Source organism: Shewanella sp. SP2S2-6, from assembly GCF_031931965.1.
Taxonomy (GTDB): Bacteria; Pseudomonadota; Gammaproteobacteria; order Enterobacterales; family Shewanellaceae; genus Shewanella; species Shewanella baltica.
This window is the reverse complement of the sequence record NZ_JAUOEQ010000005.1, coordinates 137,676-164,338: the sequence shown is the minus strand read 5'-3', so window position 1 is coordinate 164,338 and position 26,663 is coordinate 137,676. Positions and strand designations below refer to the sequence as shown.

Sequence of the window (26,663 nt, the reverse complement as noted above, 5' to 3'; positions counted from 1 at the left end):
TTCCAGCATAGACTTTTTTCCGCATAACAAAAACCCCTTATGTAAGGGGCTTATGATGATAGAACCGAAAACAATAAAGCATTAAGTGGCACTCGATTGTGTCTCATCTGTCTTCTTGTTAAAACTATCTCTAAAGGCCTGTAGTCCCTCTTGCACTAAACCATAGGTTTTATCGACACCATCGGCAATATCCCCCTGCAACACTTTAAGGCCAGACAGAATGTCTTTCGCTTCTTTAAAACCGTTGTCAATGGCACCACCAATAATCCCCATAAAACTATCGAGTTGCTCATCTAAGCTCATACCCGAATTTTGTTGCTGGTGAATGCTAAAGAATTGCGTCGCAAAACTCACGATACGATCGGCTGTAGCCTCTGGAGAAGTATCAACACCATTATCGTAAGCGGTTTGAATCGCGTTCTCGCCCATAGTGGGTGCTAACTCTTTATTAATTGACTCTATCGCAGCGCGATAAAGCAAAGCCATAGACTGATCGCCTGACTTGATATTCACATCTTGCTGTGCCGATAAAATCGCTTGATTCATCAGCTGCTTACTCGTTTGCTGCGCGGTTTGTTTCGAGGTCACTTCGGTGGTTTTCGCGTCCTTCGAATCACTCACTTCGGTACCCTTAGGCGCCGTATTTTCAGCATATTTTTTCTGCGGCAAAGGGGTACTTTGCACTTGAGAGGGTTTATTGATTTCCATGATGACTATCCATTCAATTCGGGTCGACTTTATTATCGACCAAAATTTAACCAGCTTTAGTAATTTTTAGAATTGAAGTACCATCGTGACCACAAGGTCATGATAAGGCCCGCATAAATTGAGTGGGTTTATTCTGTATAAAGTGCATAAAGCGCCATCCACCCGCATGCAGATCATTACTATCGTCGAGCTTAGAGATAAGCCAATAGAAAAGGATGTTACACCATGGCAGCAGGCCGCAATTTGAGTCATTTCCGCTTTCACGTGTTTACACAAATGCTTAAGTGCACTATTGAGCACTATACGAGCATCAATATCAAACGCCTTAGTTTGCTCACCGGTCTTATTATCTTAACTTGCCTCAGCCTCGCCCCGATTAGCCAAGCCCATGCTGAAAACAGGCTGATTATTTTAGTCAGACATGCCGAAAAAGCCGACACGCCAGCCAATGACCCACAGTTATCGCCCAAGGGGGAAATGCGCGCAACGTCACTGATCACCGCCTTGAACCGCACGCCATTGTCGCAACTCATCGCGACTCAATACCTGCGAACCCAGCAAACACTCGCGCCTATCGCCGAGGCTCGCCATTTGCCCGTGACGATAGTCGAGGCAGCCAAACCTATCGAAGAACATATTCAGCTGATTGTCGAACAAGTGCATGCGGTACGAGGTAATACGCTCATCGCTGGTCATTCAAACACAGTGCCATTAATCATCAAAGCCCTTGGTGGACCTGAGGTCCAAACAATCGGCGAAGAGGACTACAGCCAGCTGTTTTTGCTCTCTCTCAATGATGGCCAACCCGCGAGCTTGATCGCCACCCGTTACGGACAAGAATAAGGATAAATGACATGAGTGAACTCAATTGGTTTATGTGGGGACTCGATCTATTTTCAGGACTATTTTTGATCGTCATCGGCTTCGCAGTACTCGCCGTTATTTACATGTATATCGCAGATAAAATGCAGACTAAACAAGCAGTAAGGCATAACTATCCCGTGATTGGTCGTTTTCGATATCTGTTCGAAAAACAAGGTGAGTTTTTCAGGCAATACTTTTTCGCCCAAGACAGGGAAGAATTGCCCTTCAACCGTGCTGAACGCAGCTGGGTTTACCGCGCCGCTAAAAATGTTGATAGAACCATAGCCTTTGGTTCGACTCGCCCCTTGGATACTGCCGGTACTATCATGTTTATGAATACCGCCTTCCCGACCCAAGATGAAGATATTACTCCTATTCATCCGCTGACGATTGGCACTCACTGTCGTCAACCTTATACCACTCAAGCCATTTGCCATATTTCAGCCATGAGTTTTGGCGCCCTATCGCGCCCAGCTATCACCGCCCTTTCCCATGGCGCAGCGCAGGCGGGTTGCTGGCTTAATACGGGTGAAGGTGGCTTGAGTCCTTATCATCTCAAAGGCGGTTGCGATCTCGTCTTTCAAATTGGAACGGCCAAATACGGCGTTCGCAATGAACAAGGGCATTTAGATGATGAAAAACTGAAAGCGATAGCGATTCATCCAGAAGTCAAAATGTTCGAAATCAAAATGAGCCAAGGGGCAAAACCAGGCAAAGGTGGCATTTTACCCGGTATTAAAGTGAATGCTGAAATTGCCCATATTCGCGGCATTCCTGAGGGACACGACTCAATCAGCCCCAATGGCCATATCGAATTTAAGTCAGTGAACGACATTTTGGATATGGTCGAACGAGTACGTGAAGTTACAGGTAAACCTACTGGCATTAAAGCCGTACTCGGTGATGTACAATGGCTGGAAGATTTATGTGATGAAATTGAACGCCGCGGCGAAGACTCAGCCCCCGACTTTTTCACCTTAGACAGCGCCGATGGCGGCACGGGCGCAGCGCCGCAACCGTTAATGGATTATGTCGGATTACCGCTGAAAGAAAGCTTACCTATCCTAGTCAATATCTTGATCCAACGAGGCTTGCGTAAACGTATCAAAGTCATCGCCTCGGGCAAACTTATCGTCCCATCTAGAGTCGCTTGGGCTTTGGCATTAGGTGCTGACTTTATCGCATCGGCCCGTGGCAACATGTTCGCCCTCGGCTGTATTCAAGCCTTGCAATGTAATAAAGATACCTGTCCAACGGGTATCACTACGCACAATCCAAAACTTCAACAAGGGCTAAATCCTAGGGATAAATCGACGCGGGTCGCTAACTATAATCATAATTTACACCATGACTTAGGGCTAATCGCGCACTCTTGCGGTGTGACAGAGCCAAGACAACTTAAGCCTTCACATGTACGAATTGTGCTCGATAGCGGTTTATCTATCTCACTCGACAAATTCTATTCGCACATGGATAAATAGCCGCAAACCCTTGCGGTGATTAGCCAGTACAACTTTTGTCTATATGAGTTTTACATAAGGTATATTTGAATGCGTATCACAAAAGAGGTAAGATCCGTGAGGTGAGGCGTTATTCAAATACCTTACCCACAATTGAACTTAAGGAAACACTTTGAAATCTAGCTTCGTAAGCCAACTGCCCGCCAGTAAAACTGTAAGCACGAGCTGTAAGAGCTGTAATCGCCTGACTGAGATCGAAGGCGAGCTTGTGTGTTTTCGTGAAGGACAGATCATTCGACTCACCTTGATCGATGAGTCAGCGCCTAAATTGAATCTTTTATGCGAAGGTTGGAAAGCTGGCAAGCTAAACGGCGTAGCTTAATTCGGTAATATTTATCGAGAGTCGCATTTATCTAGAGTAGCTCTAGAGCAAATAACTCTTCCTTGAGCATCGAGAATAGAAGCTCACCTCTATCCTCCCACATTCTCATCTAACGCGTGCTTTCTAACGCATTTTCTAGCGTATGGTCTATGATCTCTAGCGCATGCTCATCATATAATCACTTGTCGGCACGTTCATATCGCGGATCACACCCGCAAGTACCATCTCTGGATTGACCTTAGCCAAAGTAAGGCACCGAGTCGTCACCAGTAGACCCGCATTCAATTCAGCATGAATACGTTGCAGCGAATCATAATCAACACCACGTTTTTTCAATGTCGCCATGATGGCATCCCAATCAGTGGCGACTTTTTCTTCTTTGCCTTCAATGTTAACTCTCAGTGCAATATTTTCCATGCCAGATCTCTTCCGATTGATGTGTTGGCATTTGAGTATAGAGAGCCAAAGCTGAATAAAGACTGAACTGTATTGCGCTATTAACTGCTCAGAGGAGTATGTTGTTGCTCATTTTGTATTCGCCATAATTTGGCATATAGACCATCTGCCAACAGTAAAGTTTGGTGATTGCCTTGCTCAACAATTTCACCTTGGCTCAAGACGACGATTTGGTCAGCATCGACAATAGTAGATAATCTATGAGCCACCACAAGGCTAGTGTGCCCTTTAGCAACTTCCCGCAGTGCCGACAAAATCGCTTGCTCGGAGCGACTATCGAGCGAGGATGTCGCCTCATCAAATACCAGCACGGGTGAGCCCTTCAAAATGGCCCTCGCTATTGCGACCCGCTGTTTTTCTCCACCAGAGAGTTTTAAGCCGCGCTCACCCACCTTTGTATCCCAACCAAGGGCAAGCGATGCAATAAATTGCTCTAAGTGCGCCAGTTTAATCGCGTTGCGCACCTCTTCATCCGTCGCGCCCGGGCGACCATAACGTATGTTCTCAACTAATGAATCGTTAAACAGCACTGTATCTTGCGGCACGATAGCTATGGCCCGTCGCAACGCATCTTGCGTAAGATGACGGATATCTTGTCCATCGATTTTAATCGCGCCTTGGTCCACATCGTAAAATCGAAACAGCAATTTAATCAGTGTCGATTTACCTGCGCCGCTATCGCCCACTACAGCAACCTTTTTACCGGCAGCGACCTTAAAACTCACGTCCCGCAGAATTTGCCGCTCGTCGTAGCTGAAATTCACATTTTCAAATACCAGCTCACCCTTAGTAGGCTGAAAATCGAGCGCTTGGGGTGAGTCGACTATCATGGGATGTTTATCGAGCAGGCTAAACATACGCTCAATATTGGCTAAGGCGCCGCGAATTTCGCGATACACGAAACCTAAAAAGTTAAGGGGTAAAAAGAGCTGCATCATAAACGCATTAATCAACACAAAATCACCTAAGGTCATATCGCCATAGGTGACTCGGTAAGCCGCCAGCGCCATCATAGCTGTCATCGCCAGAGCGATAATCACAGCTTGTCCGCCATTAAGCGCAAACAAAGATAAGCGGTTTTTACGTTTAGCGACTTCCCACTGTTCTAGCGCTTGATCGTAGCGCTGCGACTCATACTTCTCATTATTGAAATACTTAACGGTTTCGTAGTTCAGCAAACTATCAATCGCCCGCGTATTTGATAAAGAGTCAGCCTTGGCGGCATCACGTACGTACTCAGTGCGCCATTCAGTCGCAACCACAGAGAATATGATGTAGGCCAACACAGCAATAAAGGTGATTGCCGCAAACGCAATGCCGTAGTTATAGAAGAAAATGCCAATCACCATGACAATTTCGAGCAAGGTCGGCACTATGTTGAACACCATAAACCGCATGAGGAAACTCACGCCACTGGTGCCGCGCTCAATATCACGGGATAGACCGCCAGTTTTGCGCTCTAGATGAAAATCGAGATCAAGTCGGTGTAAATGGTCGAATACCGCTAAGCCTAAACGGCGGATCGCCCGCTCAGTCACCCGACCAAACAAGGTATCGCGGATCTCCCCCGTAATAGCCGTCAGTAAACGAATCGCACCATAGGCCAACACTAATCCCACGGGCACACTAAGGGCTTGCGCGGTTTTATCGGCATCTAAGGTGTCGACCAAATGCTTCAGAATAAAAGGCAAAGCCACGCTGGTCAGCTTAGCGATGATGAGGCATGACATCGCCAGCACAATACGGCCTTTGTATTCCAATAAGTAAGGCCAAAGCAGCTTCATGACGTGCCAGTTTAACTTATCGACTGGACCTTCAAAATATAACGTTGGGCGCATAGGAGATAACCTTGGATTAGTTATGCTAATTGTAACAGTACAAACCAGACATAAGCTAAACGAAACGAGCAAAGCTTGAATAAAATCAATCAGATTTTCCTGACAGACAAATAGACTTATTCACGACACAATCCGTTGCTATTCTGATCCTATTAAAAGCTAAAACGTCATACTTACGCATTACACTGGCATATTCACAAGAAATGAATTTATACTGATTTCTGTGCTGACATAAGTACCCATAGCTTGCGTTTGACTTGACCTCTGCGCCGTATAACAGAAGACAAGTTGGCTATGGGGGAAGGCTTGGCTCAACCTTACTGCTGTTGATTATTTTTGCAGTTTTGCCCAAAATGCCATGGAGGCGGTTATACAAATCGATAGAATTTGTTAACCTCTACGCGCTAGATTTTGCGATTCATACGCCCAAGCTCTAGCGAGAACATTAAGACAAACAAATTAAATAAGATCAAAGGAAGCTTTATGTTGGATTCCGCTAAAGTTCAATACCCGCCATTACCACTGATCCAAACTTGGGTGTGGATGATGATCGAATCAGGCAATCCAGAGATACAAGATAAAGGTAGAGACAACCTTATTGCCGCCTTTGGTAGCTTAGCCAAAGCAAATGAATACATTGTTGAAATAAGCAATAAATAGATAAAACAAAGGCGCCGGGATAGCGCCTTTGTTTTTACTTTACCCGCGAACGTTAACGACTAACTCAGGTATAGTTGCGGTTTATGTTCGCACGAGCAGACAATTAAACCTGACGGCGTTCGATAATACTCTGATTAAGAATGGCCAACAGGCGCTCGGTATCATCCCAACCGATACACGCATCGGTAATACTCTGGCCATAACACAACTCTTGACCTTCAATTAAATCCTGACGACCTTCCACTAAATGGCTTTCTACCATAACACCAAAAATAGCAGTATTGCCCGTCGCCACTTGGCCAGCCACATCCTCAGCCACCACTAACTGTCGTTGATACTGTTTACTACTATTGGCGTGGCTAAAGTCGATCATGATGTTGTCGGCAAGCTGAGCTTTTAATAACTGTTGGCTAATTTCAGCGACATGCGGCGCACTGTAATTAGGCTCGCGGCCGCCACGTAAAATAATGTGGCAATCAGGATTCCCTTTCGTCGAAACGATCGCCGAATGACCCAACTTAGTCACAGATAAAAAATGGTGCGGTGCATTGGCAGCACCTATCGCATCGATAGCGACTTTAATGGTGCCATCGGTCCCATTTTTAAAACCGACCGGACAAGAAAGACCCGAGGCTAACTCTCTGTGCACTTGTGATTCAGTAGTACGGGCACCAATGGCTCCCCAGCACATTAAATCTGCCATATATTGTGGGGTGATCATATCAAGAAACTCACCCGCGGTTGGCATGCCGCTGTCGTTCAAATCCACCAATAACTTACGCGCAGTGCGTAAACCATCGTTGAGTTTAAAGCTGTTATCCATGTAAGGATCGTTGATAAGCCCCTTCCAACCCACTGTGGTTCTTGGCTTTTCAAAATACACTCGCATCACGATTTCGAGTTGATCCTTATAACGCTCACGCAGCGCAACCAGACGTTGACCATATTCCAACGCCGCTTTGGGATCGTGGATAGAACAAGGCCCAATCACCACTAAGAGGCGATCATCAGATTTAGCCAGAATATTGTGGATACTATTTCGCGCATTAAACACAGTCGCAGAGGCTTTTTCGGAAGCAGGAAATCGTTCTAGAATCGCGATAGGAGGAAGTAACTCTTTTACTTCTTTAATGCGAACGTCATCATTTTGGTAATACATAATTTTACTGCTCCAACTCTGGTGTTTTAGGCTATTTCTATCGCTGCGATAAGGGATCTCAACTGCAATACTGAGTTCAATTTATCGAGTCTCAAGCGCCAATGCAACCAAGTTGTCTCCATTTCAAAAAATCAAATATAACTTATTGTTTTAATATATTTTAAAAAAATCAAAATTCAAATATGCCAGCTAACTCACAGCCTTAATGAACAAAATCGAATATGGCGGATAAAAAGCAAGCGGGGAATGATTGCGGCAAGTACGAGTGAGCTATCCATGCCTGTCAGCTAAGGTGTTAACGACTAAACGCTTGAGTGAGTGCAATTGATGCCAGCTCTCTATGCAAGAGAACTGGACGCTAAAGAGCTAGCCAATACTAATGGTGCAGCATGACTTGTAACTTGTTCTGATAACGATGACGCTCTGAATCATCGCGACTCAAAGCCAGCGCTTTTTCCATATTCAGTTTGGCACGCTTTTCGTCCCCCAGCGCCCAATAGGTTTTTGATAAACCGAAGAAGAATTCATGCCGATAATCGGCCTTAGCCAACGCCCTTTGATACCAAGCCAAAGCCTCATCGTATTGATGCTCCTCAAAGGCTTGCTGCGCCATATCATAGTAATAATAAGGATTACGTATCCTTGCTAATTCAAGCACTTTATTGATTTCAGCCCATTCATCAAGCCTGCCCTGATCCCCTAAAATCAAAGCTAAGTTATAAAGCGTGGTTAAATTTTTCGCCTCAAACTTAAGCGCATAGCGATACACTTGTTCGGCCCGTTTCTCATCCCCTTTATGCCGATAAATAATGGCGAGCGTATTGAGTGAGGGGACAAACTGGCCGACATTTAAACCCGCTTTGATGAGGGCATAGGCCCTATCTAAATCGCCATTCACTAAAGACTCTGCCGCCATGTTATTGTAAAACATGCTGATCAAGGTTTGCTTATTCACTCGGGTCTTACCATACCCTCGTAGGGCGCGCTCGGGCATGAAGTCCACTAAGATTGCTGCGGATGACACATAGACTGAATGTAAATTCTCGGGCGGAAGTAAGCGTAAGTTCACATGACCATTGATTAAATAGAAATCCCCTTGCTTGTCCCATACGGGTTCAATAGCGATATCTTGATACTCAGCGCCCACATTCAATATATCCGCCAACGCAGAAGTCATGACCACTAAGGACATGCAATTCCCTGCCCTTTGGGCGTAGGTTTCACGGGCAATTTGGGTCAGGTTATCTTGGTAGCGAAAATCAATTTTAGCACTATTGGTTTGGCTGGCATTGATATAACTGGCTAACCATTCGTTGGCTAACATGGCGTTATTATGGGAAAAAGTATATTTGTCATAGCTACGCTTTACATCTGTTACCACCTCAGGCGGCAGATAAAAAATATCCGCAACGGAAGGAATATCGGCAACAGGGGTAAACAGTGAATCGGCAAGTAGCGATTCAAGATCAGACGGATCAGGCTCGATGGTCGTCGAGCTACAGGCAAACAACTGACTGAGTGCAGTGCCCATGATGGCACTCAGGTATACGGCTCGGAATAGTTTCGACATATGTCCTCCCACACCATTAGCTCCTATTTGAGCTTATTACAAATGGCGAAAAAGACGACATAAAATGGTTACAAAAAATGACAATCGTATCGTTAAAAAATAACTGTAAGTGATTTAGCAAGTTAGCTACTGCGAAGGTCGATCAACCTCTATGTATAACTCGCGCTGCTGGTAATTGTATGGCCGATAGTTATGTTCCCCACAGGTGAAATAGCGATAGGGCTTCATCACAGTAATACAACCTAAGGGTAAAGCCTGCAGAATTTGGATCTGCTGCTGACGACGCAGCGACTCCTGCCACTCAAAATCCTTGAGCACTTGATCGCGCACAGCAAAGGCATCGACTGACTCACTCGAGCGGTTAACGATGACTTCTCCTGCTAAGGTAGATACTGATATCAAGCCAGAAATGACGATAAGACTGAGTCGCGTAAATTGACCGACAGCTGTGGCATTTAAACTCATAGTTCACTCCTTTATTCGTGCGATAAATGGTGTAGGTAAATAATGCTGCAAGGTAACAGTAATACTCGGCAACCGACTTATGCCTTCCCCCTTAAACTAATTGAGCTTCAACCATTGCGATGATCCATAAAAAAAGCAGAGCCTAAGCTCTGCTTTACTATCCCTCGTTCCACGCTAGGCATCAAGTTGAATCACCATTCATTCGCCAGTTTACTTAGCCAGCATTTTTAACCGTAACAAACTCTGGGTAGGCATCGATACCGCAATCAGACGCATCCATACCATTGTATTCTTCTTCCTCTGTCACACGGATCCCCATGGTTTTCTTAATCACATACCAGACCACAAAGGATGAACAGAATACCCAAGTAAAGATGAAGGCTGCACCGGTCAACTGCCCAGTAATAGTCGCATCAGCGTTGGATAATGGCACACACATTAACCCAAGAAAACCCGCCACGCCGTGTACTGAAATCGCGCCCACTGGATCATCGATCTTAATGCGATCTAAGCCTACAATAGAGAACACCACTAAACCACCAGCAACCACACCAATCACGCCCGCCATTAACAGTGAAGGTGATAGCGGATCTGCCGTAATCGCCACTAAGCCCGCTAGGATCCCGTTGAGGATCATAGTTAAATCCGCTTTACCCCAAATCATCTTACACACGATAAGCGCAGAGATAGCACCAAATGCAGCCGCAGTATTAGTATTTACGAACACTTTTGCCACTGAGCTCGCATTCGCCGCATCCGACACCATTAATTGCGAGCCACCGTTGAAGCCAAACCAGCCCATCCACAGAATAAACATACCTAAGGTTGCCATCGGCAAATTAGAGCCTGGGATAGGATTCACTTGACCGTTAGGGCCATATTTACCCTTACGTGCACCAAGCAATAATACCCCCGCAATCGCTGCAGTCGCACCAGTCATGTGCACAATACCGCTACCGGCAAAGTCCACAAAGCCCAGTTTTGCGATAAAACCTTGGCCCCAAGTCCAATACCCTTCCACTGGATAGATAACTGCAGTCATTACCACAGAGAAGAATAGGAAAGCCCATAACTTCATCCGTTCCGCCACAGCGCCAGAGACAATTGACATCGCCGTTGCCACAAACACCACTTGGAAGAAAAAGTCAGATTCTAATGCATGGCTCGCATCCGATGATTGAGAACCGATTAAGGTACCAATCGATGGTAGCCAGCCTCCTTCAGTGTTATCGACATACATAATGTTGTAGCCAACCAATAGGTACATCACACAGGCAATCGCGTACAAAACCACGTTCTTAGTTAAAATTTCAGTGGTGTTTTTAGAGCGAACTAAGCCCGCTTCTAACATGGCAAATCCCGCTGCCATCCACATTACCAAAGCACCTGAGATCAAAAAGTAAAAGGTATCGAGTGCAAAGCGTAGTTCAGTGACTGTGCCACCTAGTTTTGTTAATTCTTCCATTATCAGCCCCTTATAGCGCTTCTGTATCGAGTTCACCCGTACGGATACGGATAGCATGTTCTAAGTCGACGACGAAGATCTTACCGTCGCCAATTTTCCCCGTATGAGCCGCCGTGGTGATGGCCTCAATCAACATGTCGAGATTTTCAGCCTTAGTGGCAATTTCTAGTTTTACTTTTGGCAAAAAATCCACCTGATACTCGGCGCCACGATACAGCTCTGTGTGCCCTTTTTGACGGCCAAAACCTTTAACTTCGGTCACCGTCATGCCTTCAATACCTATTCCGGCGATAGCTTCACGGACATCATCCAACTTAAATGGCTTGATGATAGCGCTGACTAGTTTCATCCTGACCTCCAAAAAAACGCGATTGTTATTAATTTGTATCAAAGGTAATTCAATCATTAGGCCAACAATTTAACTTACTGATTATTTTAAACTTTAACTAAACAAGGTTATTTTTAAAGGTTAAAAATGCACCATGATCGAGCACAAACAAGTGCAACGCACTCTTTTAGTGAGCAGTTTAAGTGCAACAGCTATTCGACCTTAGGCCTATTGGTAACAAGGTTAAATTGGGGTCTACTGGGGAAGCGTAAATCGAGATGAAATCTGAGCATCACAGCACAAGCTCTTAGACAAAAGCGAAGATCATCACTAAGACAATCATCAAGCGCAGAAGGAAGGCCCGATGTTAAAACCCGAAGAATGTGTTCTCGTTATCGTCGATGTGCAGGGAAAACTTGCACAAATCATGGATAACAGTGACAAGCTGCACCAACAACTACAGACCTTAATCCAAGGTGCACAATTATTTGAAATACCTATACTATGGTTAGAACAGCTACCCGATAAGCTCGGAGCAACCAGTCCTGAGCTTCAAACCTTGCTAGAGAAAACCGGCTCCCCCATTGCCAAGCAACATTTTAGCGGCTGGCACTGTGAAGAGTTTGCGCAGGCACTCACTAAGACGGATCGCAAACACGTCATACTGGCGGGCATTGAGACCCATGTGTGTGTTTATCAAACCTGTTGTGACCTTATAGAACAGCAATATTTGGTGCATCTCGTCGCAGACGGCGTTTCGTCACGCAGTGCCGAGAATAAACAACTGGGTATTCAGATGATGACGACCAGAGGCGCCTTATTAACTAACGTGGAATCGCTATTATTTGAATTACAACATCAAGCCCAAGGCGAGCGCTTTAGGGCATTATTAAAACTGATAAAATAGCAATTCACTCCTTGGCTCTAATGAAGTAAACAGCCCTTGGTTCAGGCATGACGTTGACATTCAAAGCCCTCGCGGAGTCAGCGAGGGCTTTTGCTTACATGAGGGGTTAGCTCAGGTTAAAAACAAGTTGTTAAACACTATTTATAAGTGGCTTCGCGTTTTTTCGCTTCTTCATCCCACTTAGGTAACATGTCTTTCTTAAATGCTTCTTTCTCTGCATTCATTTTTTCCATGTCCATACCTAAAGCGGCTTGTGCCTTGGCTTTAGTAGAAATATCAGGGATCGCGATAGGATCTGTGATGCCTTTTTTCGCTAACAATTGCGCTAATTTAACCCGCGCATCTGCCGCTTTATCTACCGCTGTGCCTAGGATACGTAAGACTTCTTCAGGGGCATGCGCAGCAGCGCCGTGTGAAGCAATCGCATAGTCCCAACGCCATTGTGAATGACGGATATCGGTTAGAATAGGCTTCATTTCCGCTTCAGTTGCACCGGCTTTCCAAGCGGCTGCGGCTTCAAAGTGCGCTTTCACCAGTTGTGCTTCGGCGCGGCCTTTAAGCTCTTTTACTTTCGCTTTACGTTCGTTGGTCAAGCCGACTAAGAACTCTTTACTTTGGCTGTGGCACGTCGCGCAGGTTTCTTCAAAACGATCAAATGGGTTACCCACTTTATGATCTGTGTACTTACGACCCTTGTCGTTAGTCACTTTTGGCATGTGACAATCAACACAGCTCACATCGTTCTTACCATGAACACCGAGTTTCCAAGTTTCATAACCAGGGTGCTGCGCTTTTAACATAGGGGTTTTAGACAGCGCATGCGTCCAGTCGGAGAACTCAATACCGTCGTAATAGGTTTCCATTTGCTCAACGGTTGTGCCCATATCCCAAGGGAATTTAACGAAACCTTTTCTGCCTTCTTTTTTCTCGAAGTAGTATTCAACGTGGCACTGACCACAGACCATTGATTGCTTGTCTTTTTTAGACGCTTTGGCAAAGGGTGTGCCTAATGCTTCCATACCGCGTTCAGCAAAGGGACGGGATATACGCAGTTTTGGCGTGCCTTTTTCATGGCAGTCACCGCAGCCTATGGTGTTCACCACTTCTGGGCCGCCTTTTGCCCATTTGCCTTTGAAGTAACCATCTTCGCCTTGTTCTTCAATCAAACGCGGCACATCTGGGCTCTTACAGCTCCAACAAGCCATCGGCATTGGACCATCTTCCGCGTTGGTAGGTGCGCCAGTACGCAGAGTGTTACGCACATCCGTAATGGCATACATGTGGCCACGTGGTGCGTTGTAATCTTTCGCAAAACCATAACCTGCCCACAGCACGACTAAGCTCGGGTCCGAGGCTAACACATCGGTATTCTCAGTGCTTTTATCTGTGTCATGCCAGCTAGCGTATTGATTAGCAAATTTGTCTTTATAAACTTCGTTGCGAGGCTCAGTTTTATCACTCGCCATTGCGCCCGCCGCCATGAAGCTGGCGGCAACCAGTGCACTTAGTGCAAAGGACTTACCTGTCATCTTCTTCATCATCTCATCTCCGTGTTGCATTATTGTTGTAAATCACGACATCTCCATGGTCAAACTTAGTGACTTAATCCCGCTAAACATATACCTCTTAGGGGGTATCTAGGTCGAAGTTTGCGCTAGATCAAAATGTAAAGGTGTTGTTGTTCACACTTCTATACTTTTGTTAATGTATTACATTATTTTCTAATGTAAAAACCACTGCAAAGTGCCATAACAGCGGCCATTAAAATGAATAGCGGATTAATGAAACGAGGCAGTCTAACCTCAAAAATCTTAGGATTAATGTTAGTACTCATTCTGCTTTCTAGCAGTTTATCGACCTTTGCTATCATCAATTTGTCTTACAGCTTGGGCGACGCTAAGGCGATTAACGCCTCGGGTTCTTTGCGGATGCAAAGCTATCGATTGATGTTTTACGCCAACTCTGGCAGTGATGCTGCGCTCGATAAAATCATCGAATTCGAAAACACCCTCTATTCCGATACCTTAAAGCCTTCAGATAGTTGGTTTAGTCCACGTAAGATTGCCGATCAATATCAGCTCGTGATCGATAAATGGCTGGTGATGAAATACTACATAGAGCAAGAAAACTCCCGCGACTATGTGGCGTCACTCAAGGACTTTGTCGACACCATAGATTTACTGGTATTGGAGATGGAGCACCACGCCGCCTTTAAACTCAGGCTCCTCGCCGCCAGCCAAATATTAGGCTTGAGCGTCATGCTCATTATCGCCTTTGTGGCGGTGCGTTTTACTAAGAAGAAAGTGGTAATCCCACTGCAAAAGCTTATGGAATCGGCGAATACTATTTCTAAAGGCAATTTTGAAATCGAAATGCCCGAAACCGAATATATCGAACTTACAGCGCTCACCCATGCCCTGCAAAAAACCGCCAAGGAACTCGCTATGCTTTATGGCGATTTAGAGTCGCAGGTGGCAGAGAAAACCTTAGCACTCACTCGGGCCAACAATGAGCTGGCATTTTTATACGATAACCTACTGACATTAAACGCAAATAAGCTCGATTACAAAGCGCTCAAAGCGGCACTAAATCAGTTAAAAGGCTATGAGTCACTCGACTACCTTAGGCTCATTATCCAGTATCCAGAGCAAGAGCTTGAAGTGATTGAGGCCGATGGCGGCTGGCCAGATATGACTCAAGAGAGTACCCGTTTCCCACTGCAATTTGAGCAGGCTAATTTAGGCTATTTAGAGTTAATTGCCGACCAAACACCGAATATCGCGCTATTTAATAATTTCGCGATTATGTTGACCCGCTCAATTGTGATCCACAACGCCACTGAGCAAAGACAACAACTGGCGCTAATGGAGGAACGCGGCGTGATCGCACGGGAGCTACACGACTCCTTAGGGCAAGTGCTGTCCTTCCTCAAAATCCAAATTAGCTTATTACGCAAAAACTTAGATTGCAGTTGCCGCAGCCCGATCGTTGAGGCGCAATTAACCGAAATCAACGAAGGCGTGAGCACTGCCTATGTGCAGCTCAGGGAATTGCTGTCTACCTTTAGACTCACAATTAAAGAACCCGATCTAAAAAGTGCCCTAGAGGCTATGCTCGAGCAGCTCAGAGCCAAGACGAATATCAAGATCACCTTAGACTATAAACTTGCACCACAATGGTTAGAGGCAAAGCAGCATATTCACATACTGCAGATCACGCGAGAAGCGACTCTAAACGCCATCAAACACGCCGAGGCCAGCCTCATCAATATCCATTGCTATAAAGATGATAAAGGCATGGTCAATATCGATGTTTGTGATAACGGCATAGGTATTGGACACTTAAAAGAACGAGATCAACACTTTGGCATAGGGATTATGCATGAGCGAGCCAGCAAACTTTCAGGTAAAGTCGTATTTAGCAACAATGAAATAAGCCGATTTAACGCAGCGACGACCACCACGATTGAGCAAGGATGCAATAAACAAGACGATGCACTCAAGCCTAACCATTCATTCGACCTTGCGCAGCAAAGCAAAGGTTCAAGTGGCACTCGAGTAACACTTATTTTCCCCTCTCAACAGGAGCCTTCAAATGGGTAAACCTTATTCCGTACTTGTGGTCGATGACCATCCCCTGTTACGCAAAGGCATCTGCCAGCTCATTGCCTCAGATCCTGATTTCAGCCTTTTTGGTGAAGCTGGTGGCGGTTTAGACGCATTAACCGCCGTCGCCACCGATGAACCCGACATTATTTTGCTCGATCTGAATATGAAAGGCATGACAGGCCTAGATACCCTCAATGCCATGCGCCAAGAGGGCGTCACCTCGCGCATAGTGATACTCACAGTTTCCGATGCCAAACAGGATGTGATCCGCTTATTACGCGCAGGAGCCGACGGCTATTTGCTCAAAGATACTGAGCCCGATTTACTGCTCGAAAAACTCAAAAATGCCATGCTTGGCCACAGAGTTATCAGTGATGAAGTGGAGGAATACCTCTACGAGCTAAAAGATGCGACCGATGAGCAAGAATGGATTTCGAGCTTGACGCCAAGGGAGCTCCAAATTCTAGAGCAACTGGCGGAAGGCTTAAGTAATCGGATGATTTCAGAGCATTTACACATTAGTGAAGGCACAGTCAAAGTGCATGTGAAAAACCTACTGCGTAAAGCTAATGCCAAGTCGAGAACCGAAATGGCGGTACGCTACCTTAATCACTAATCCCTGAGTTTAGCGAGGTATAGCGCAAACAATAAAGGCAATCCCATGATTGCCTTTATGTTTTTAATCGAACTGGACTTAAATGGATGATTACAGACCTTTCTCGATAAATGTCTGCCAACTCAGTAACGCCTGCTCAAAATCCTCAAGGCCACAATAGGCTTCAGATTCAGCATCATAGAGTGACATCGCCTCTTCTAATTCATACTCTTGCTCGAAACCTAACGTATTCGCAAACACCCGCGCCTGCTCACGCTCTAACTCTAAGGTAAAATCATTACCAACGAGACGCCATGCACCGCGTTTATCGGTTTGAATGTCTTTAATCATGCCCAACACTTGCTGAATTTTGGCTAAGTCTGGCCCTAATTCTTCTGTAAACCACTGCCCCAGCACTTCATGATCCATGCTAAAGCTGGCCAGAAAAGTGCCGGTTAAACTGTTGCGCCGAAATTCGTATTCCATTTTATTGTCTCTTTGCTCTAAGCCTACTAATGCTAATTTTAACCTATCCTTGGCGAAGTTGCTCGCCCCACGCAGCACAGCCGATTTAACTCTATTGGCGTTGGCCTCTTATCCGTTAAGCACAAGTACTGACTTCATTTTCATGACAAAATCAGTTAGCTTGTTTATATGATTTTGAAAGAGATATGGAATGCGATATGCACGAAGGATTTATCTACAGCTTAGTGCTGAGTGGCGCCCAAGCGGGTTCTACCTTAAGCCTAGAGCAAATTGAAAAATGGAACCCGCAGGATGGCCTACTCTGGTTGCATCTTCGCTATCGCAATAAAAAGGCGCGCCACTGGATACTCAATAGCGGCCTGCCGAAGGTCGAGAGTGATGCCCTACTCGCCCAAGATACTCGCCCCCGCGCCGTTATCGCCGGCGAAGGCATATTGCTCGCGTTACGCGGCGTCAACCTCAACCCCAATTCGGCTCCCGAAGACATGGTGGCCGTGCGTATTTATGCCGATAAACAGCGGATCATATCCACCTGCGATCGCGAGTTACAGTCGGTCAAAGATGTCGCCGAGTTGATCCTTGAGGGCAATGGGCCTGCAACTACGGGTGACTTTATCGTCGCTGTCTGCGAGCGACTCACTAACCGTAAAGTCGAGTTCATCGATAAGTTAGAAGAACAACTCTCTGATTTAGAAGAGCTCGTTGTCTCTGGCAATGTAAAAGACTTACGCACCGATATCGCCGAACTGCGCCGCCAAACTGTCGCCATTCGCCGTTATTTAGCGCCCCAGCGTGAAGCCTTTTCAAAAATGATTTCCGAGCAAGTTAGTCTGTTTAACGATTCGGAGCGACTTAAACTCAGGGAAACAAACGATAAGCTTATCCGCACCATTGAAGATCTCGATGCCCTGCGCGACAGGGCAAATGTGACTCAGGAAGAATTACTCAGCCAACAATCGGAACAGCTCAATAAACGCTTATATTTCTTATCCTTAGTGTCGGCAATTTTCTTACCATTAGGCTTTTTAACCGGCTTACTCGGGGTCAATATTGGCGGCATACCGGGCGCCGACAACACTTGGGCCTTCGCCACCTTCTGCGGCATATTAATCTCACTCGTCGCCCTACAAATGGCGCTGTTTTATCGATTTAAGTGGTTATAGCTACCTTAAAAACAACAATGCCAATCGATTAGGATTGGCGTTGTTTTCTCTCAGTCCGATAAGCTAATTGTTATGAGCTAATGCTTATGCTCTAAGCGGGCGATTATGTCGTCGGCAACTCAAACACATGAGTCATGACTTTATAAAGCTCTGTCCCTTGGTGCACTGATGCCGAAGCAAAGTGCAAAATCGGCACGCAGTCCTGGGGCAAACTGACCGTTTTTAGCTCATCCGCCGTACCGTATAAATCCATACGCAGTAAATTGACTAAGGGCTGTCCCGCAGCCAGTGGTTCACCCACTGGCGCGCGGTACTCCACTAACCCTGAACTTGGCGCGTGATACTTTTTATAGTCCTTAAGGTAACAACCAAAGCGCTGCATTTTAGCGGGCGCAACGGTTTCAGCGATCACACCTCTGTGGCTTAAATACGCCAAAATCCCTTGGGCATCAACCAACGCATCCTCAAGACAGACGCGCTCTTGGCTCGCCAATTCTAAGGTTAACGCTGACACAGCAACGGCTAAATCTCGCCCCTGCGCTTTTGCAAAATCACTTAATTGCCACCAAGGACAAAACGCCGCCTCATCCATGGCACCACCAAAGGTGTTGGGGATAACAAGCGTATAAGGGATCGACAAAAACTGCGCAGCAGCTAAGTCATATTCAGGACAATACAAGTGCTTACAAGACTTAGGACCTGTGTGCAGATCGAGCACTATATCCGCGCTGTGGGCCATAATCTGCAGATTAACCGCGAGTCTATGGCCAGTAGTAATGCCCCACTCATGCCGCAACTTTTGCTGACAGGCTTCAACCAAAGTACTGCGATAAGCTTGGATCAGCTCGTTATCACTGAGCTTGGCATGTTCGCTATACCAAGTCGGCAAATCGATTGCATGATTCAAATACTCACGATTCCAATTCGCGCCTGTAATAGGGTCAAATCGGCCGAGGGTAAACTCACCACTTTTTTGGTTGATCCCGAGTGGATTCGCCAATGGCACTAAGGTGATTTCACCGCGGATGTCACAGAGTTCAAGCTGCTTCATCAACTGATAAATCACCGCATTACCTTGCACTTCAGCGCCGTGGACATTGGCCTGAATATACACTTTGGGGCCAGTCGCCTTATCGTCGCTCGGCTTAAAATGGTAAATAGGCAAGGTAAGCGCTTGCCCTGCGGCAAGCTCGCCAATTTGCAGAGACGATGTTGTCGGCAGCATATTAAGCGCCTTCGAACAGATTTTGATGCAGCGATTTCACCACTTGCGCCGCTTCCGATTCTGCCACTAACACACACAGATTATGTGGGCTGGCGCCTTGGCAAATCATCCGCACATTGTGTGGTTCTAACACTTCAAACACACGGCGACAAATACCCGGCGTGGTCGCAATGCGGTTACCGATAATCGCCACTAAGGCTAATCCATCTTCGACGCGCACCCGGCAATGCTGTGATAATTCTTGCAACAATGCCTCACTCAACAGACCTTGACCGCTAGAATCTGAACCGGTTTTATCGAGGGTTAGAGACACGTTCACTTCTGAGGTGGTAATTAAATCCACACTGATCTTATGTCGCGCCAATGTCGCAAAGGTTTCCGCTAAAAAGCCCTGCGCATGCAACATTTGCAAGCTGTGAAGATTTAACAGGGTTTGATCGCGGCGCAAAGCCACAGCGCGGAATACGGGCGCATCTTCCACTTGATGACGGATCCAAGTCCCGCCCTTTTCAGGCTCTTTACTTGAACCAACAAACACTTGAATTTGTTGACGAACAGCAGGAAGAATGGTCGCAGGATGCAATACCTTGGCACCAAAGGTCGCCATCTCGGCGGCTTCATTAAAGCTGATCTCGGCAATCGGAAAAGCATTGGGCGCAAGACGCGGATCGGTTGTATAAATCCCCGCTACATCGGTCCAAATCTCGACCGCTGAGGCGCGTAACGCTTCGGCTAACAGGGCTGCAGAATAATCACTACCACCGCGGCCTAATGTGGTCGTTTGACCTGCTTCATCGGCACCGATAAAGCCTTGTGTGACAATCACTTGTTCCGCTAACTGTGGCTGTAGATAATCACGAGCTAAAGTCGCAATCTGCTCAACTTGGGGTTCGGCGCGGCCAAAATGGCTGTCGGTACGTAATACTCGACGCACATCGAAGGCACTAGAGTTAACACCTTTCTCGCGGATCACCGCCGAAAACAACGCCGAAGAACATTGCTCACCGAGGGACAACAACTCATCCATGGTCGCTTTGCTGCGTTGTGATGCGAGCGCGTCACTCAATACTGACATGCGACTCAATAATTTATCTAATGCGGCGGCCACATCGTTAGGGCGACCGAGCTTATCTAAAATCGCATATTGAATTTGGGCAATTTGTTTTAATCGCTGTAATCGACCATCGTCGTTAATCGATTCTTGGGTCAATTCAACTAACAGATTGGTCACGCCACTCGATGCGCTGACCACGACTAAACGGCAATGAGGATTAGCTAACACTATGTCGGCACAGCGATTCATAGCGTTATAGTCGGCGACTGAGGTGCCACCAAATTTTGCGACAACGAGGGACATTAGCGCACCTCCGTGAAACACGTAGGGCAAGAAATAAACGCAGATTGAATAAAATATTGATTAACTAACATGATCACACTCCGAACTAACTTCGTTCGAAGAGCCTGGTGCTCAATGATAACGCACCCCAAAAGAAGGGAAACAGCAATCGTCACCAGAAGCTCTCCACCAATTACAGGTGACAATCGTCAGGATTCAGCCTGAGCGACCGACATAAACATGCAACAACCATATCTATGCCTCGGCGTTAATCTCCCTCATCAGTCATCGCTGGAGTTTGTGCTCCTCTGACCGACTACCTAGTTAACGCTCCTCTTCTGTTCCTTTCCTAGGGAAAGGGACGAAAAAAGTAGCAATAAACCCCTAATGAAGTCAATGCTAATTTCATAACAAATGAATAATTTAAATAAAATATTTTGAAAACAACTAAGTGCTTAAATCGGGCAACTCGTATACCAGCTGCACATAATCACTAAATTTGCCTAAACACACTTCATCATGTCCGGCCAAAGTGCATGGCACTAAGCTCACCTCCCCTTGTTCGACCACATAAATCGCGTATTGATTAAATTTCTTCCCCAATTGCAGCGCCATCGTTCTATCGATAAACACGGCCCAGCTTTTTTCCATGTGGGATAAATCCGGCGCCGCGCCCACTAAAGCACGATAGGGACTGCCGAGTAATTCAATTTCACGGAGAAGTTGGCGATCGAGTAAACGGTTTTGACTGGGAGAAAGCAGCTTTGAAGCGGGATTATGAGCGGTAATAACAGCAAAGGAAAAATCACAGGATAATGCTTGAGTCAGCAAAAATAACGGCGCTTGGTAACATTGCCACAAATCTTGAGTCGTATTGTCCATTGGTAGTCTAATCGAAAAATGAACCCAAGCTAGTGTAGCAGAGTGATTGTAAAATCCAAAGAGGCGTGAACTGGCTCACAGGAATGGCAAATACATTAGTTATACTAATCAATAGCTAAAGTAAATATCATGGTAAAAACCCCGACTCACCTAAAATTTGTTAACATTTCATTTGTTAACAAATGACTAAAACGAGTACAATGTACGTACTGGTGAGTTGAAACAGATTGAGCAAGATGCTTATCGTTCAATACAGTTTGTTACATATATCGCTTTAAGTAACGTGAACTGACCGGGCATCTGTTTAAAATGTGTTCTACATTTGATTTGTCTTTTAAACATTTAAAAAAAACAATAGTTAAGGAACTTATTCTAACTATTGCTTATCGAAGTTGGTACTGATTACGTTTTCTCGTATTACACTTAAACGTGCACTTAATCTACATCCAGATATAGATGTCACCGTAAAGATTTTCCTTTTGAGCACAAAGCAGTTCAAGGAAGTATCAACGCTTTTATGAATATAAGAGCCCGAAGTAAGTTGCTCTTATTGGTTAGTATAAACTGATTAAAATTTAGGTAAATAATATGCAAAATCCGCACATTCTGATCGTTGAAGATGAAGCCGTTACCCGTAACACGCTGAGAAGTATTTTCGAGGCAGAAGGGTATGTGGTAACTGAGGCCAATGATGGCGCAGAAATGCATAAGGCTATGCAGGAAAACAAAATTAACTTGGTCGTTATGGACATTAACTTGCCAGGCAAGAATGGCCTGTTGTTGGCACGTGAACTACGTGAAATCAACAACATCGGTCTGATCTTCCTGACAGGTCGTGACAACGAAGTCGACAAAATCCTTGGACTTGAAATTGGCGCGGACGATTATATTACCAAGCCGTTCAACCCACGTGAATTGACGATTCGTGCTCGTAACCTTCTGACTCGCGTCAACAGCGCTGGTGCCGAAGTCGAAGAAAAGAGCTCAGTAGAATACTATCGCTTCAACGATTGGAGCTTAGAGATCAACAGCCGTTCATTAGTGAGCCCACAGGGTGAATCCTACAAACTGCCACGTAGCGAATTCCGCGCTATGCTGCACTTTGTTGAAAACCCAGGCAAAATTTTGACTCGTGCCGATCTACTGATGAAAATGACTGGCCGTGAACTTAAGCCACACGATCGTACTGTAGACGTGACTATCCGTCGTATCCGCAAGCATTTCGAAAGCTTGCCAGATACGCCAGAAATCATCGCGACTATTCACGGTGAAGGCTATCGCTTTTGCGGTAACTTAGAAGGCTAATTGCCCGCTAAGCGACACCCGCATTAGCAACAGGATTGATTCGATAAGCATCGATTCACAAAAAAAACCAGATCCTAGGATCTGGTTTTTTTATGTCTGTTACTTAGCGCTTTTCAGCTGTCTATCGAGGAAATCCGCTAATGAGCGGTATAAGTGATTACGCACTTTCTCGCCGCGCATCGAATGTTTAGATCCCGGATAGTCGATCATCTGGAATAACTTGCCTTCATCCTGCAACGCCTTATACACCCGAGTGCTGTTTTCAAACAAGACGTTATCGTCGGCCATACCGTGATACATCAACAAACCTGCGTGATAGTTTTTCACGTAAGGGAACACGCTGCTGGCTTCATAACCCTTTTCATTTGCTTCAGGATGACCTAAGTAACGCTCAGTATAATGCGTGTCATACAAGCGCCAGTCGGTCACAGGTGCGCCCGAAATCGCGGCTTTAAAGTAATCCGGCGCCTTAAATAAACTCATCAAGGCCATATAACCACCGTAACTGTGGCCGTAAATCGCCACATTATCGGCATCGACAAAGGGCAGACTCCGTAAATAATCCACCCCCACTTTTTGATCATTCACTTCAGCTTCGCCCAAATGACGGTAAATCACCTGCTCAAACCGAGTGCCTCTGTGCGCACTGCCACGGTTATCCAACTGGAATACTACATAGCCTTGCTGCACCAGATACTGGGTAAAATAGTCCTGCTCACTCCAGCTATTGGTCACTAACTGTGCGTGCGGCCCACCGTAAACCCGCACAACGACAGGGTATTTCTTGCTGACATCAAACGGCACAGGTTTGAATAAACGAGTTTGCAGCACTTGGCCATCTTCGGCTTTCAGTTCACCGAATTCAGGGATTTGCCATAGTCCCGCATAGTCATATAAAGGATGACCTTGCTTGACCGCATTTTGCTCGACCCAAGCCAGTTGCTGGCCCTCGTCACCGTGTAAACTGATTTGCGGTGGCTGAGATAAGCTGTTGAAATAATCCAGATATACGCTCTGATTATCGGCGAAAACAGGATTGTGCATCCCCGCTTGCTTGCTCACGCGCTCAACCTTGCCGCCCGCTAAAGGCACGCGATAAAGCTGTTTTTCAATTGGCGTGTCTTTACGGCCGGTGAAATACACCCAGCCTGCGGTTTCATCTATGTATTCCAACTCATCGACAGCCCACTCGCCCTTAGTCAATTGCGTTTTGAGTTTGCCTTTTAAGTCAAAAAGATATAGATGATTAAAGCCGTCACGCTCAGACGCCCAAATAAAGGCAGACTGCTGTTTTAAGAAATGCAGATCGTTATTGAGGTTTACCCAAGCATCACTGCGTTCTTTCACTAAGGTTTTTGGCTTAGTCAGTGCATCTAACGCCACTAACTGCAAATCGAGCTGATGTTGATCGCGGCTCTGCCACTGGAACGACAAGTGTTTGCTATCGGGCAACCAATCGACACGCGGCAGGTAAATGTCTTTGCTCTTGTCTTTGCTATTCTCTTCGCGCAGGCTCACCCAATTGATGGACTTATCTTTTAGCGTGACCACACCTAATGCGATGTCGACGTTGTTTTTACCTGCGGCTGGGTAACGCTGCTCGGTAAGTTCAATGCCATCGGCATAGATCTCATTGCGCGTCACTTGCTCGACCGCAGATTCGTCGATACGGGTGAAGGCGATAGCCGATTCATCGGGCGCCCACCAGTAACCGGTCATGCGATCCATTTCTTCTTGAGCGACAAACTCAGCCATGGCATTTTTAATTGCCCCGCCGCCATCGGTCGTCATAGCTTGGAGTTTTTTCGTCGTCAGATCTAACACATACAAATTTTGATCCCGCACGAAAGACACAAAATGCCCCTTGGGCGATAAGCGTGCATCTGTGGCAAACCCTTCGCCAATCAGCAATTGGGTCACGCTATTATCGACGAGGGAAAAATAATACAGATTGCCAGAGGCCGGAATTAATAGCGCTTGGCTATCATCGGCCCAGAAGTACTCCATAATGCCTTCGCCATAAATACGTTGGCGCTCGCGGCGGGCTTTTTCTTCATCGGATAATTCATTTGTCGCGAGTTTATCGGCGTTTAATAGCAGGCTCGACTCACCAGTTTTAACATCCATCTGCCAGAGATCATAAAAACTTTGATTATCTTTACGGCCAGCAAGATAGGTAACCCGCAGCCCATCGGGTGACAATTTTAAGCCACGGGGACTGGTGCCCGCTAAGGCAGGTGAGGCATTCATTCGCTCAATCGTCAGTGGCAGTTTGCCACCTTCCATTGCCAAAGCTGGGGTGGTTGTTGAAATCATAGCAGTCGAAATCATGGCCATTTGGCTCGCTATCAGTAGGGGAACGGCGCGCACCTTAAGTGAGCACGCAGGGAACCAAGTTAACCTATTTTTAATCATTATTATTCCTTGGAAACATAATCGCCTAAGATGTCAGCGATTAAAAACAAGCCGACATTGTGCCAGAGGCAAACCCTAAATAGAAATAGCATGCAATATGCCGATACAAATTAGGCCCTTGCGCCAAGCTCAATCCAAATAATCCCTAAAAGCCTTAATATTCGCTAAAAGCATCAGCAACATCGCTGAAATTGTCGACTAACTGAGTTATCATTCGCGGCAAATAACGAAATTGACCTCATTGTTGAACCTCTAAAGGACATAACATGCAGACTCTGGCCCAGCACTTGACCTCACAGGCAGTGAACGACTCCCTCTCCCAGCTAATTTTAACCTTAGCCGACACCTCAAAAGCCATTAGCCATGCCGTTCGCCACGGTGCGCTTGCAGGCGTGTTAGGCGCGACTGAGCAAGAAAACGTCCAAGGTGAGACCCAGAAAAAACTGGATATCATCACCAACGACCTGCTCAAAGATGCATTAAAAGCTGACGGTACAGTGCGCGGTTTGGCATCGGAAGAAGAAGATCATGTGGTTGAAGTCAGCCCAAATGGCCAATATCTAGTGTGTTTCGACCCGCTCGATGGCTCATCTAACATTGATATCAACTCGTTAGTCGGCACCATTTTCTCCATATTACCAGCAACAAAGGGGCCCGCCCCTGCTGGCGAGTTAACTGAAACAAGCTTTTTGCAATCGGGCCGCAATCAGTTAGCCGCAGGTTATGTGCTCTACGGCCCATCAACCATGCTCGCCCTCACGACAGGCCAAGGCGTGCAACTCTTTACCCTACACCCAGAAACCAACGAATTTTTACTGACCAACGCGGCCATGAGCATTAGCCCAGATACCCAAGAGTTTGCCATTAACATGTCGAACCAACGTTTTTGGGAAGCGCCAATGCAGACCTATATTGCCGATTTACTGCTCGGTAAAATAGGCCCACGCGAAAAATCCTTTAACATGCGCTGGATTGCTGCCATGGTCGGCGATGTACACCGCGTGCTATCCCGTGGCGGTATTTTCACTTACCCAACCGACAATAAAGATCCGAAAAAGCCTTACAAACTGCGCTTGATGTACGAAGCCAACCCAATGGCTTTTTTAGTCGAACAAGCCGGCGGTAAAGCCTCAACGGGTTATGAAACCATTCTGGATATTCAACCAACGCAAATTCACCAACGTGTTGCGGTGATTTTAGGCAGCAGCAACGAAGTCGACGCTTGCCTAAGCTACCATGGATTAGATTACAGCGAAGAGCCAAATATAGAGTAAGCTCAATCGCTTAAGCTTTGATTTTTATGACAAAAGCCACTGACCACAGTGGCTTTTTTGCTGTCGCGTAATGCGACATTTGAGTTTTATACGGCTTTACCGCCGGAGTAAT

General features: G+C 46.1%; 24 protein-coding genes and 1 riboswitch. Of the genes, 10 read left to right on the top strand and 14 right to left on the bottom strand.

The genetic code is table 11. The features are described 5' to 3' along the window. Window positions 1–81: 81 nt before the first annotated feature. On the bottom strand, window positions 82–708 hold the full coding sequence (locus Q4Q57_RS06225; protein WP_311890167.1) for a DUF5610 domain-containing protein: 627 nt from the start codon (window positions 706–708) through the stop codon (window positions 82–84). A 225-nt stretch (window positions 709–933) separates the two neighbouring features. Between Q4Q57_RS06225 and Q4Q57_RS06220 the strand changes: the two genes are divergently transcribed. From Q4Q57_RS06220 to Q4Q57_RS06210, 3 genes are all read left to right on the top strand, one after another. Continuing rightward, window positions 934–1,551 (top strand): histidine phosphatase family protein, encoded by a 618-nt coding sequence (locus Q4Q57_RS06220; protein WP_311890166.1) that lies wholly within the window; start codon window positions 934–936, stop codon window positions 1,549–1,551. A gap of 11 nt (window positions 1,552–1,562) precedes the next feature. Then, window positions 1,563–3,053 carry an FMN-binding glutamate synthase family protein gene (locus Q4Q57_RS06215; protein ID WP_311890165.1) on the top strand — a complete coding sequence of 497 codons (1,491 nt, stop codon included), beginning with the start codon at window positions 1,563–1,565 and terminating at the stop codon, window positions 3,051–3,053. Between the two features lie 151 nt (window positions 3,054–3,204). Continuing rightward, on the top strand, window positions 3,205–3,414 hold the full coding sequence (locus Q4Q57_RS06210; protein WP_006084154.1) for a hypothetical protein: 210 nt from the start codon (window positions 3,205–3,207) through the stop codon (window positions 3,412–3,414). Between the two features lie 156 nt (window positions 3,415–3,570). Here Q4Q57_RS06210 and Q4Q57_RS06205 read toward each other — a convergent pair whose 3' ends face one another. After that, window positions 3,571–3,831: a hypothetical protein gene (locus tag Q4Q57_RS06205; RefSeq protein ID WP_006080152.1), complete on the bottom strand. Its 261-nt coding sequence runs from the start codon at window positions 3,829–3,831 to the stop codon at window positions 3,571–3,573. An 80-nt stretch (window positions 3,832–3,911) separates the two neighbouring features. Further along, on the bottom strand, window positions 3,912–5,708 hold the full coding sequence (locus tag Q4Q57_RS06200; RefSeq protein WP_311890164.1) for an ABC transporter ATP-binding protein/permease: 1,797 nt from the start codon (window positions 5,706–5,708) through the stop codon (window positions 3,912–3,914). A gap of 483 nt (window positions 5,709–6,191) precedes the next feature. Here Q4Q57_RS06200 and Q4Q57_RS06195 point away from each other — a divergent pair, with 483 nt between their 5' ends. Next, window positions 6,192–6,368, top strand: coding sequence for a hypothetical protein (locus tag Q4Q57_RS06195; protein WP_006080150.1), 177 nt, complete (start codon window positions 6,192–6,194; stop codon window positions 6,366–6,368). Window positions 6,369–6,471: 103 nt separating this feature from the next. On the opposite strand, the gene aroG is transcribed toward Q4Q57_RS06195, so the two are convergent. From aroG to Q4Q57_RS06170, 5 genes are all read right to left on the bottom strand, one after another. After that, window positions 6,472–7,527, bottom strand: a complete 1,056-nt coding sequence (gene aroG / locus Q4Q57_RS06190) for a 3-deoxy-7-phosphoheptulonate synthase AroG (protein ID WP_311890163.1) — start codon at window positions 7,525–7,527, stop codon at window positions 6,472–6,474. Between the two features lie 376 nt (window positions 7,528–7,903). Beyond that, entirely contained in the window at window positions 7,904–9,097 is a 1,194-nt protein-coding gene (locus tag Q4Q57_RS06185) for a hypothetical protein (protein WP_311890162.1), read from the bottom strand. A 126-nt stretch (window positions 9,098–9,223) separates the two neighbouring features. Continuing rightward, window positions 9,224–9,562, bottom strand: a complete 339-nt coding sequence (locus tag Q4Q57_RS06180; RefSeq protein ID WP_311890161.1) for a hypothetical protein — start codon at window positions 9,560–9,562, stop codon at window positions 9,224–9,226. 214 nt (window positions 9,563–9,776) lie between these two features. Beyond that, window positions 9,777–11,027, bottom strand: coding sequence for an ammonium transporter (locus Q4Q57_RS06175; protein WP_311890160.1), 1,251 nt, complete (start codon window positions 11,025–11,027; stop codon window positions 9,777–9,779). A gap of 10 nt (window positions 11,028–11,037) precedes the next feature. Then, window positions 11,038–11,376 (bottom strand): P-II family nitrogen regulator, encoded by a 339-nt coding sequence (locus Q4Q57_RS06170; protein ID WP_028761800.1) that lies wholly within the window; start codon window positions 11,374–11,376, stop codon window positions 11,038–11,040. 343 nt (window positions 11,377–11,719) lie between these two features. Here Q4Q57_RS06170 and Q4Q57_RS06165 point away from each other — a divergent pair, with 343 nt between their 5' ends. Continuing rightward, the gene (locus tag Q4Q57_RS06165) at window positions 11,720–12,262 is read left to right on the top strand and encodes a hydrolase (protein WP_259589490.1); all 543 of its coding nucleotides are present in this window, start codon (window positions 11,720–11,722) and stop codon (window positions 12,260–12,262) included. A 137-nt stretch (window positions 12,263–12,399) separates the two neighbouring features. On the opposite strand, the gene nrfA is transcribed toward Q4Q57_RS06165, so the two are convergent. After that, a complete protein-coding gene (nrfA, locus tag Q4Q57_RS06160; protein ID WP_012588582.1) occupies window positions 12,400–13,803 on the bottom strand; it encodes an ammonia-forming nitrite reductase cytochrome c552 subunit in 1,404 nt (467 codons plus the stop codon). Window positions 13,804–14,028: 225 nt separating this feature from the next. On the opposite strand from nrfA, the gene narQ reads away from it, so the two are divergent. Together narQ and Q4Q57_RS06150 are read left to right on the top strand one after the other, a co-directional pair. Next, complete coding sequence (narQ, locus tag Q4Q57_RS06155; protein ID WP_311890159.1) at window positions 14,029–15,864, top strand: nitrate/nitrite two-component system sensor histidine kinase NarQ; 1,836 nt, start codon at window positions 14,029–14,031, stop codon at window positions 15,862–15,864. Next, window positions 15,857–16,486 (top strand): response regulator, encoded by a 630-nt coding sequence (locus Q4Q57_RS06150; protein WP_012588584.1) that lies wholly within the window; start codon window positions 15,857–15,859, stop codon window positions 16,484–16,486. The genes narQ and Q4Q57_RS06150 overlap by 8 nt, the downstream gene beginning before the upstream one ends. Before the next feature lie 90 nt (window positions 16,487–16,576). Here Q4Q57_RS06150 and Q4Q57_RS06145 read toward each other — a convergent pair whose 3' ends face one another. After that, entirely contained in the window at window positions 16,577–16,951 is a 375-nt protein-coding gene (locus tag Q4Q57_RS06145) for a YacL family protein (RefSeq protein ID WP_259520574.1), read from the bottom strand. A 197-nt stretch (window positions 16,952–17,148) separates the two neighbouring features. Between Q4Q57_RS06145 and Q4Q57_RS06140 the strand changes: the two genes are divergently transcribed. Continuing rightward, window positions 17,149–18,114 (top strand): zinc transporter ZntB, encoded by a 966-nt coding sequence (locus Q4Q57_RS06140; RefSeq protein ID WP_115333867.1) that lies wholly within the window; start codon window positions 17,149–17,151, stop codon window positions 18,112–18,114. Between the two features lie 103 nt (window positions 18,115–18,217). On the opposite strand, the gene Q4Q57_RS06135 is transcribed toward Q4Q57_RS06140, so the two are convergent. The 3 genes from Q4Q57_RS06135 to Q4Q57_RS06125 form a co-directional block, all read right to left on the bottom strand. Further along, a complete protein-coding gene (locus tag Q4Q57_RS06135) occupies window positions 18,218–19,339 on the bottom strand; it encodes a M14 family metallopeptidase (protein ID WP_311890158.1) in 1,122 nt (373 codons plus the stop codon). 1 nt (window position 19,340) lies between these two features. Next, window positions 19,341–20,696 (bottom strand): lysine-sensitive aspartokinase 3, encoded by a 1,356-nt coding sequence (gene lysC / locus Q4Q57_RS06130; protein ID WP_311890157.1) that lies wholly within the window; start codon window positions 20,694–20,696, stop codon window positions 19,341–19,343. Window positions 20,697–20,846: 150 nt separating this feature from the next. Further along, window positions 20,847–21,021: riboswitch (Lysine riboswitch) on the bottom strand. A 101-nt stretch (window positions 21,022–21,122) separates the two neighbouring features. Continuing rightward, window positions 21,123–21,557, bottom strand: a complete 435-nt coding sequence (locus tag Q4Q57_RS06125) for a DUF3293 domain-containing protein (protein WP_006080129.1) — start codon at window positions 21,555–21,557, stop codon at window positions 21,123–21,125. A gap of 588 nt (window positions 21,558–22,145) precedes the next feature. Here Q4Q57_RS06125 and arcA point away from each other — a divergent pair. Further along, window positions 22,146–22,862, top strand: a complete 717-nt coding sequence (arcA, locus tag Q4Q57_RS06120; protein WP_006080127.1) for a two-component system response regulator ArcA — start codon at window positions 22,146–22,148, stop codon at window positions 22,860–22,862. Window positions 22,863–22,961: 99 nt separating this feature from the next. Here arcA and Q4Q57_RS06115 read toward each other — a convergent pair whose 3' ends face one another. Continuing rightward, a complete protein-coding gene (locus Q4Q57_RS06115; RefSeq protein WP_311890156.1) occupies window positions 22,962–25,277 on the bottom strand; it encodes a S9 family peptidase in 2,316 nt (771 codons plus the stop codon). Window positions 25,278–25,543: 266 nt separating this feature from the next. On the opposite strand from Q4Q57_RS06115, the gene Q4Q57_RS06110 reads away from it, so the two are divergent. Beyond that, complete coding sequence (locus Q4Q57_RS06110) at window positions 25,544–26,551, top strand: class 1 fructose-bisphosphatase (protein WP_311890155.1); 1,008 nt, start codon at window positions 25,544–25,546, stop codon at window positions 26,549–26,551. The last annotated feature ends 112 nt before the right edge of the window (window positions 26,552–26,663 follow it).

Coding starts and splice junctions, on each gene's coding strand:
- Q4Q57_RS06225 (WP_311890167.1), bottom strand. CDS start 708: ATGGAAATCAATAAACCCTCTCAAGTGCAAAGTACCCCTTTGCCGCAG.
- Q4Q57_RS06220 (WP_311890166.1), top strand. CDS start 934: ATGGCAGCAGGCCGCAATTTGAGTCATTTCCGCTTTCACGTGTTTACA.
- Q4Q57_RS06215 (WP_311890165.1), top strand. CDS start 1,563: ATGAGTGAACTCAATTGGTTTATGTGGGGACTCGATCTATTTTCAGGA.
- Q4Q57_RS06205 (WP_006080152.1), bottom strand. CDS start 3,831: ATGGAAAATATTGCACTGAGAGTTAACATTGAAGGCAAAGAAGAAAAA.
- Q4Q57_RS06200 (WP_311890164.1), bottom strand. CDS start 5,708: ATGCGCCCAACGTTATATTTTGAAGGTCCAGTCGATAAGTTAAACTGG.
- Q4Q57_RS06195 (WP_006080150.1), top strand. CDS start 6,192: ATGTTGGATTCCGCTAAAGTTCAATACCCGCCATTACCACTGATCCAA.
- aroG (WP_311890163.1), bottom strand. CDS start 7,527: ATGTATTACCAAAATGATGACGTTCGCATTAAAGAAGTAAAAGAGTTA.
- Q4Q57_RS06185 (WP_311890162.1), bottom strand. CDS start 9,097: ATGTCGAAACTATTCCGAGCCGTATACCTGAGTGCCATCATGGGCACT.
- Q4Q57_RS06180 (WP_311890161.1), bottom strand. CDS start 9,562: ATGAGTTTAAATGCCACAGCTGTCGGTCAATTTACGCGACTCAGTCTT.
- Q4Q57_RS06175 (WP_311890160.1), bottom strand. CDS start 11,027: ATGGAAGAATTAACAAAACTAGGTGGCACAGTCACTGAACTACGCTTT.
- Q4Q57_RS06170 (WP_028761800.1), bottom strand. CDS start 11,376: ATGAAACTAGTCAGCGCTATCATCAAGCCATTTAAGTTGGATGATGTC.
- Q4Q57_RS06165 (WP_259589490.1), top strand. CDS start 11,720: ATGTTAAAACCCGAAGAATGTGTTCTCGTTATCGTCGATGTGCAGGGA.
- nrfA (WP_012588582.1), bottom strand. CDS start 13,803: ATGATGAAGAAGATGACAGGTAAGTCCTTTGCACTAAGTGCACTGGTT.
- narQ (WP_311890159.1), top strand. CDS start 14,029: ATGAATAGCGGATTAATGAAACGAGGCAGTCTAACCTCAAAAATCTTA.
- Q4Q57_RS06150 (WP_012588584.1), top strand. CDS start 15,857: ATGGGTAAACCTTATTCCGTACTTGTGGTCGATGACCATCCCCTGTTA.
- Q4Q57_RS06145 (WP_259520574.1), bottom strand. CDS start 16,951: ATGGAATACGAATTTCGGCGCAACAGTTTAACCGGCACTTTTCTGGCC.
- Q4Q57_RS06140 (WP_115333867.1), top strand. CDS start 17,149: ATGCACGAAGGATTTATCTACAGCTTAGTGCTGAGTGGCGCCCAAGCG.
- Q4Q57_RS06135 (WP_311890158.1), bottom strand. CDS start 19,339: ATGCTGCCGACAACATCGTCTCTGCAAATTGGCGAGCTTGCCGCAGGG.
- lysC (WP_311890157.1), bottom strand. CDS start 20,696: ATGTCCCTCGTTGTCGCAAAATTTGGTGGCACCTCAGTCGCCGACTAT.
- Q4Q57_RS06125 (WP_006080129.1), bottom strand. CDS start 21,557: ATGGACAATACGACTCAAGATTTGTGGCAATGTTACCAAGCGCCGTTA.
- arcA (WP_006080127.1), top strand. CDS start 22,146: ATGCAAAATCCGCACATTCTGATCGTTGAAGATGAAGCCGTTACCCGT.
- Q4Q57_RS06115 (WP_311890156.1), bottom strand. CDS start 25,277: ATGATTAAAAATAGGTTAACTTGGTTCCCTGCGTGCTCACTTAAGGTG.
- Q4Q57_RS06110 (WP_311890155.1), top strand. CDS start 25,544: ATGCAGACTCTGGCCCAGCACTTGACCTCACAGGCAGTGAACGACTCC.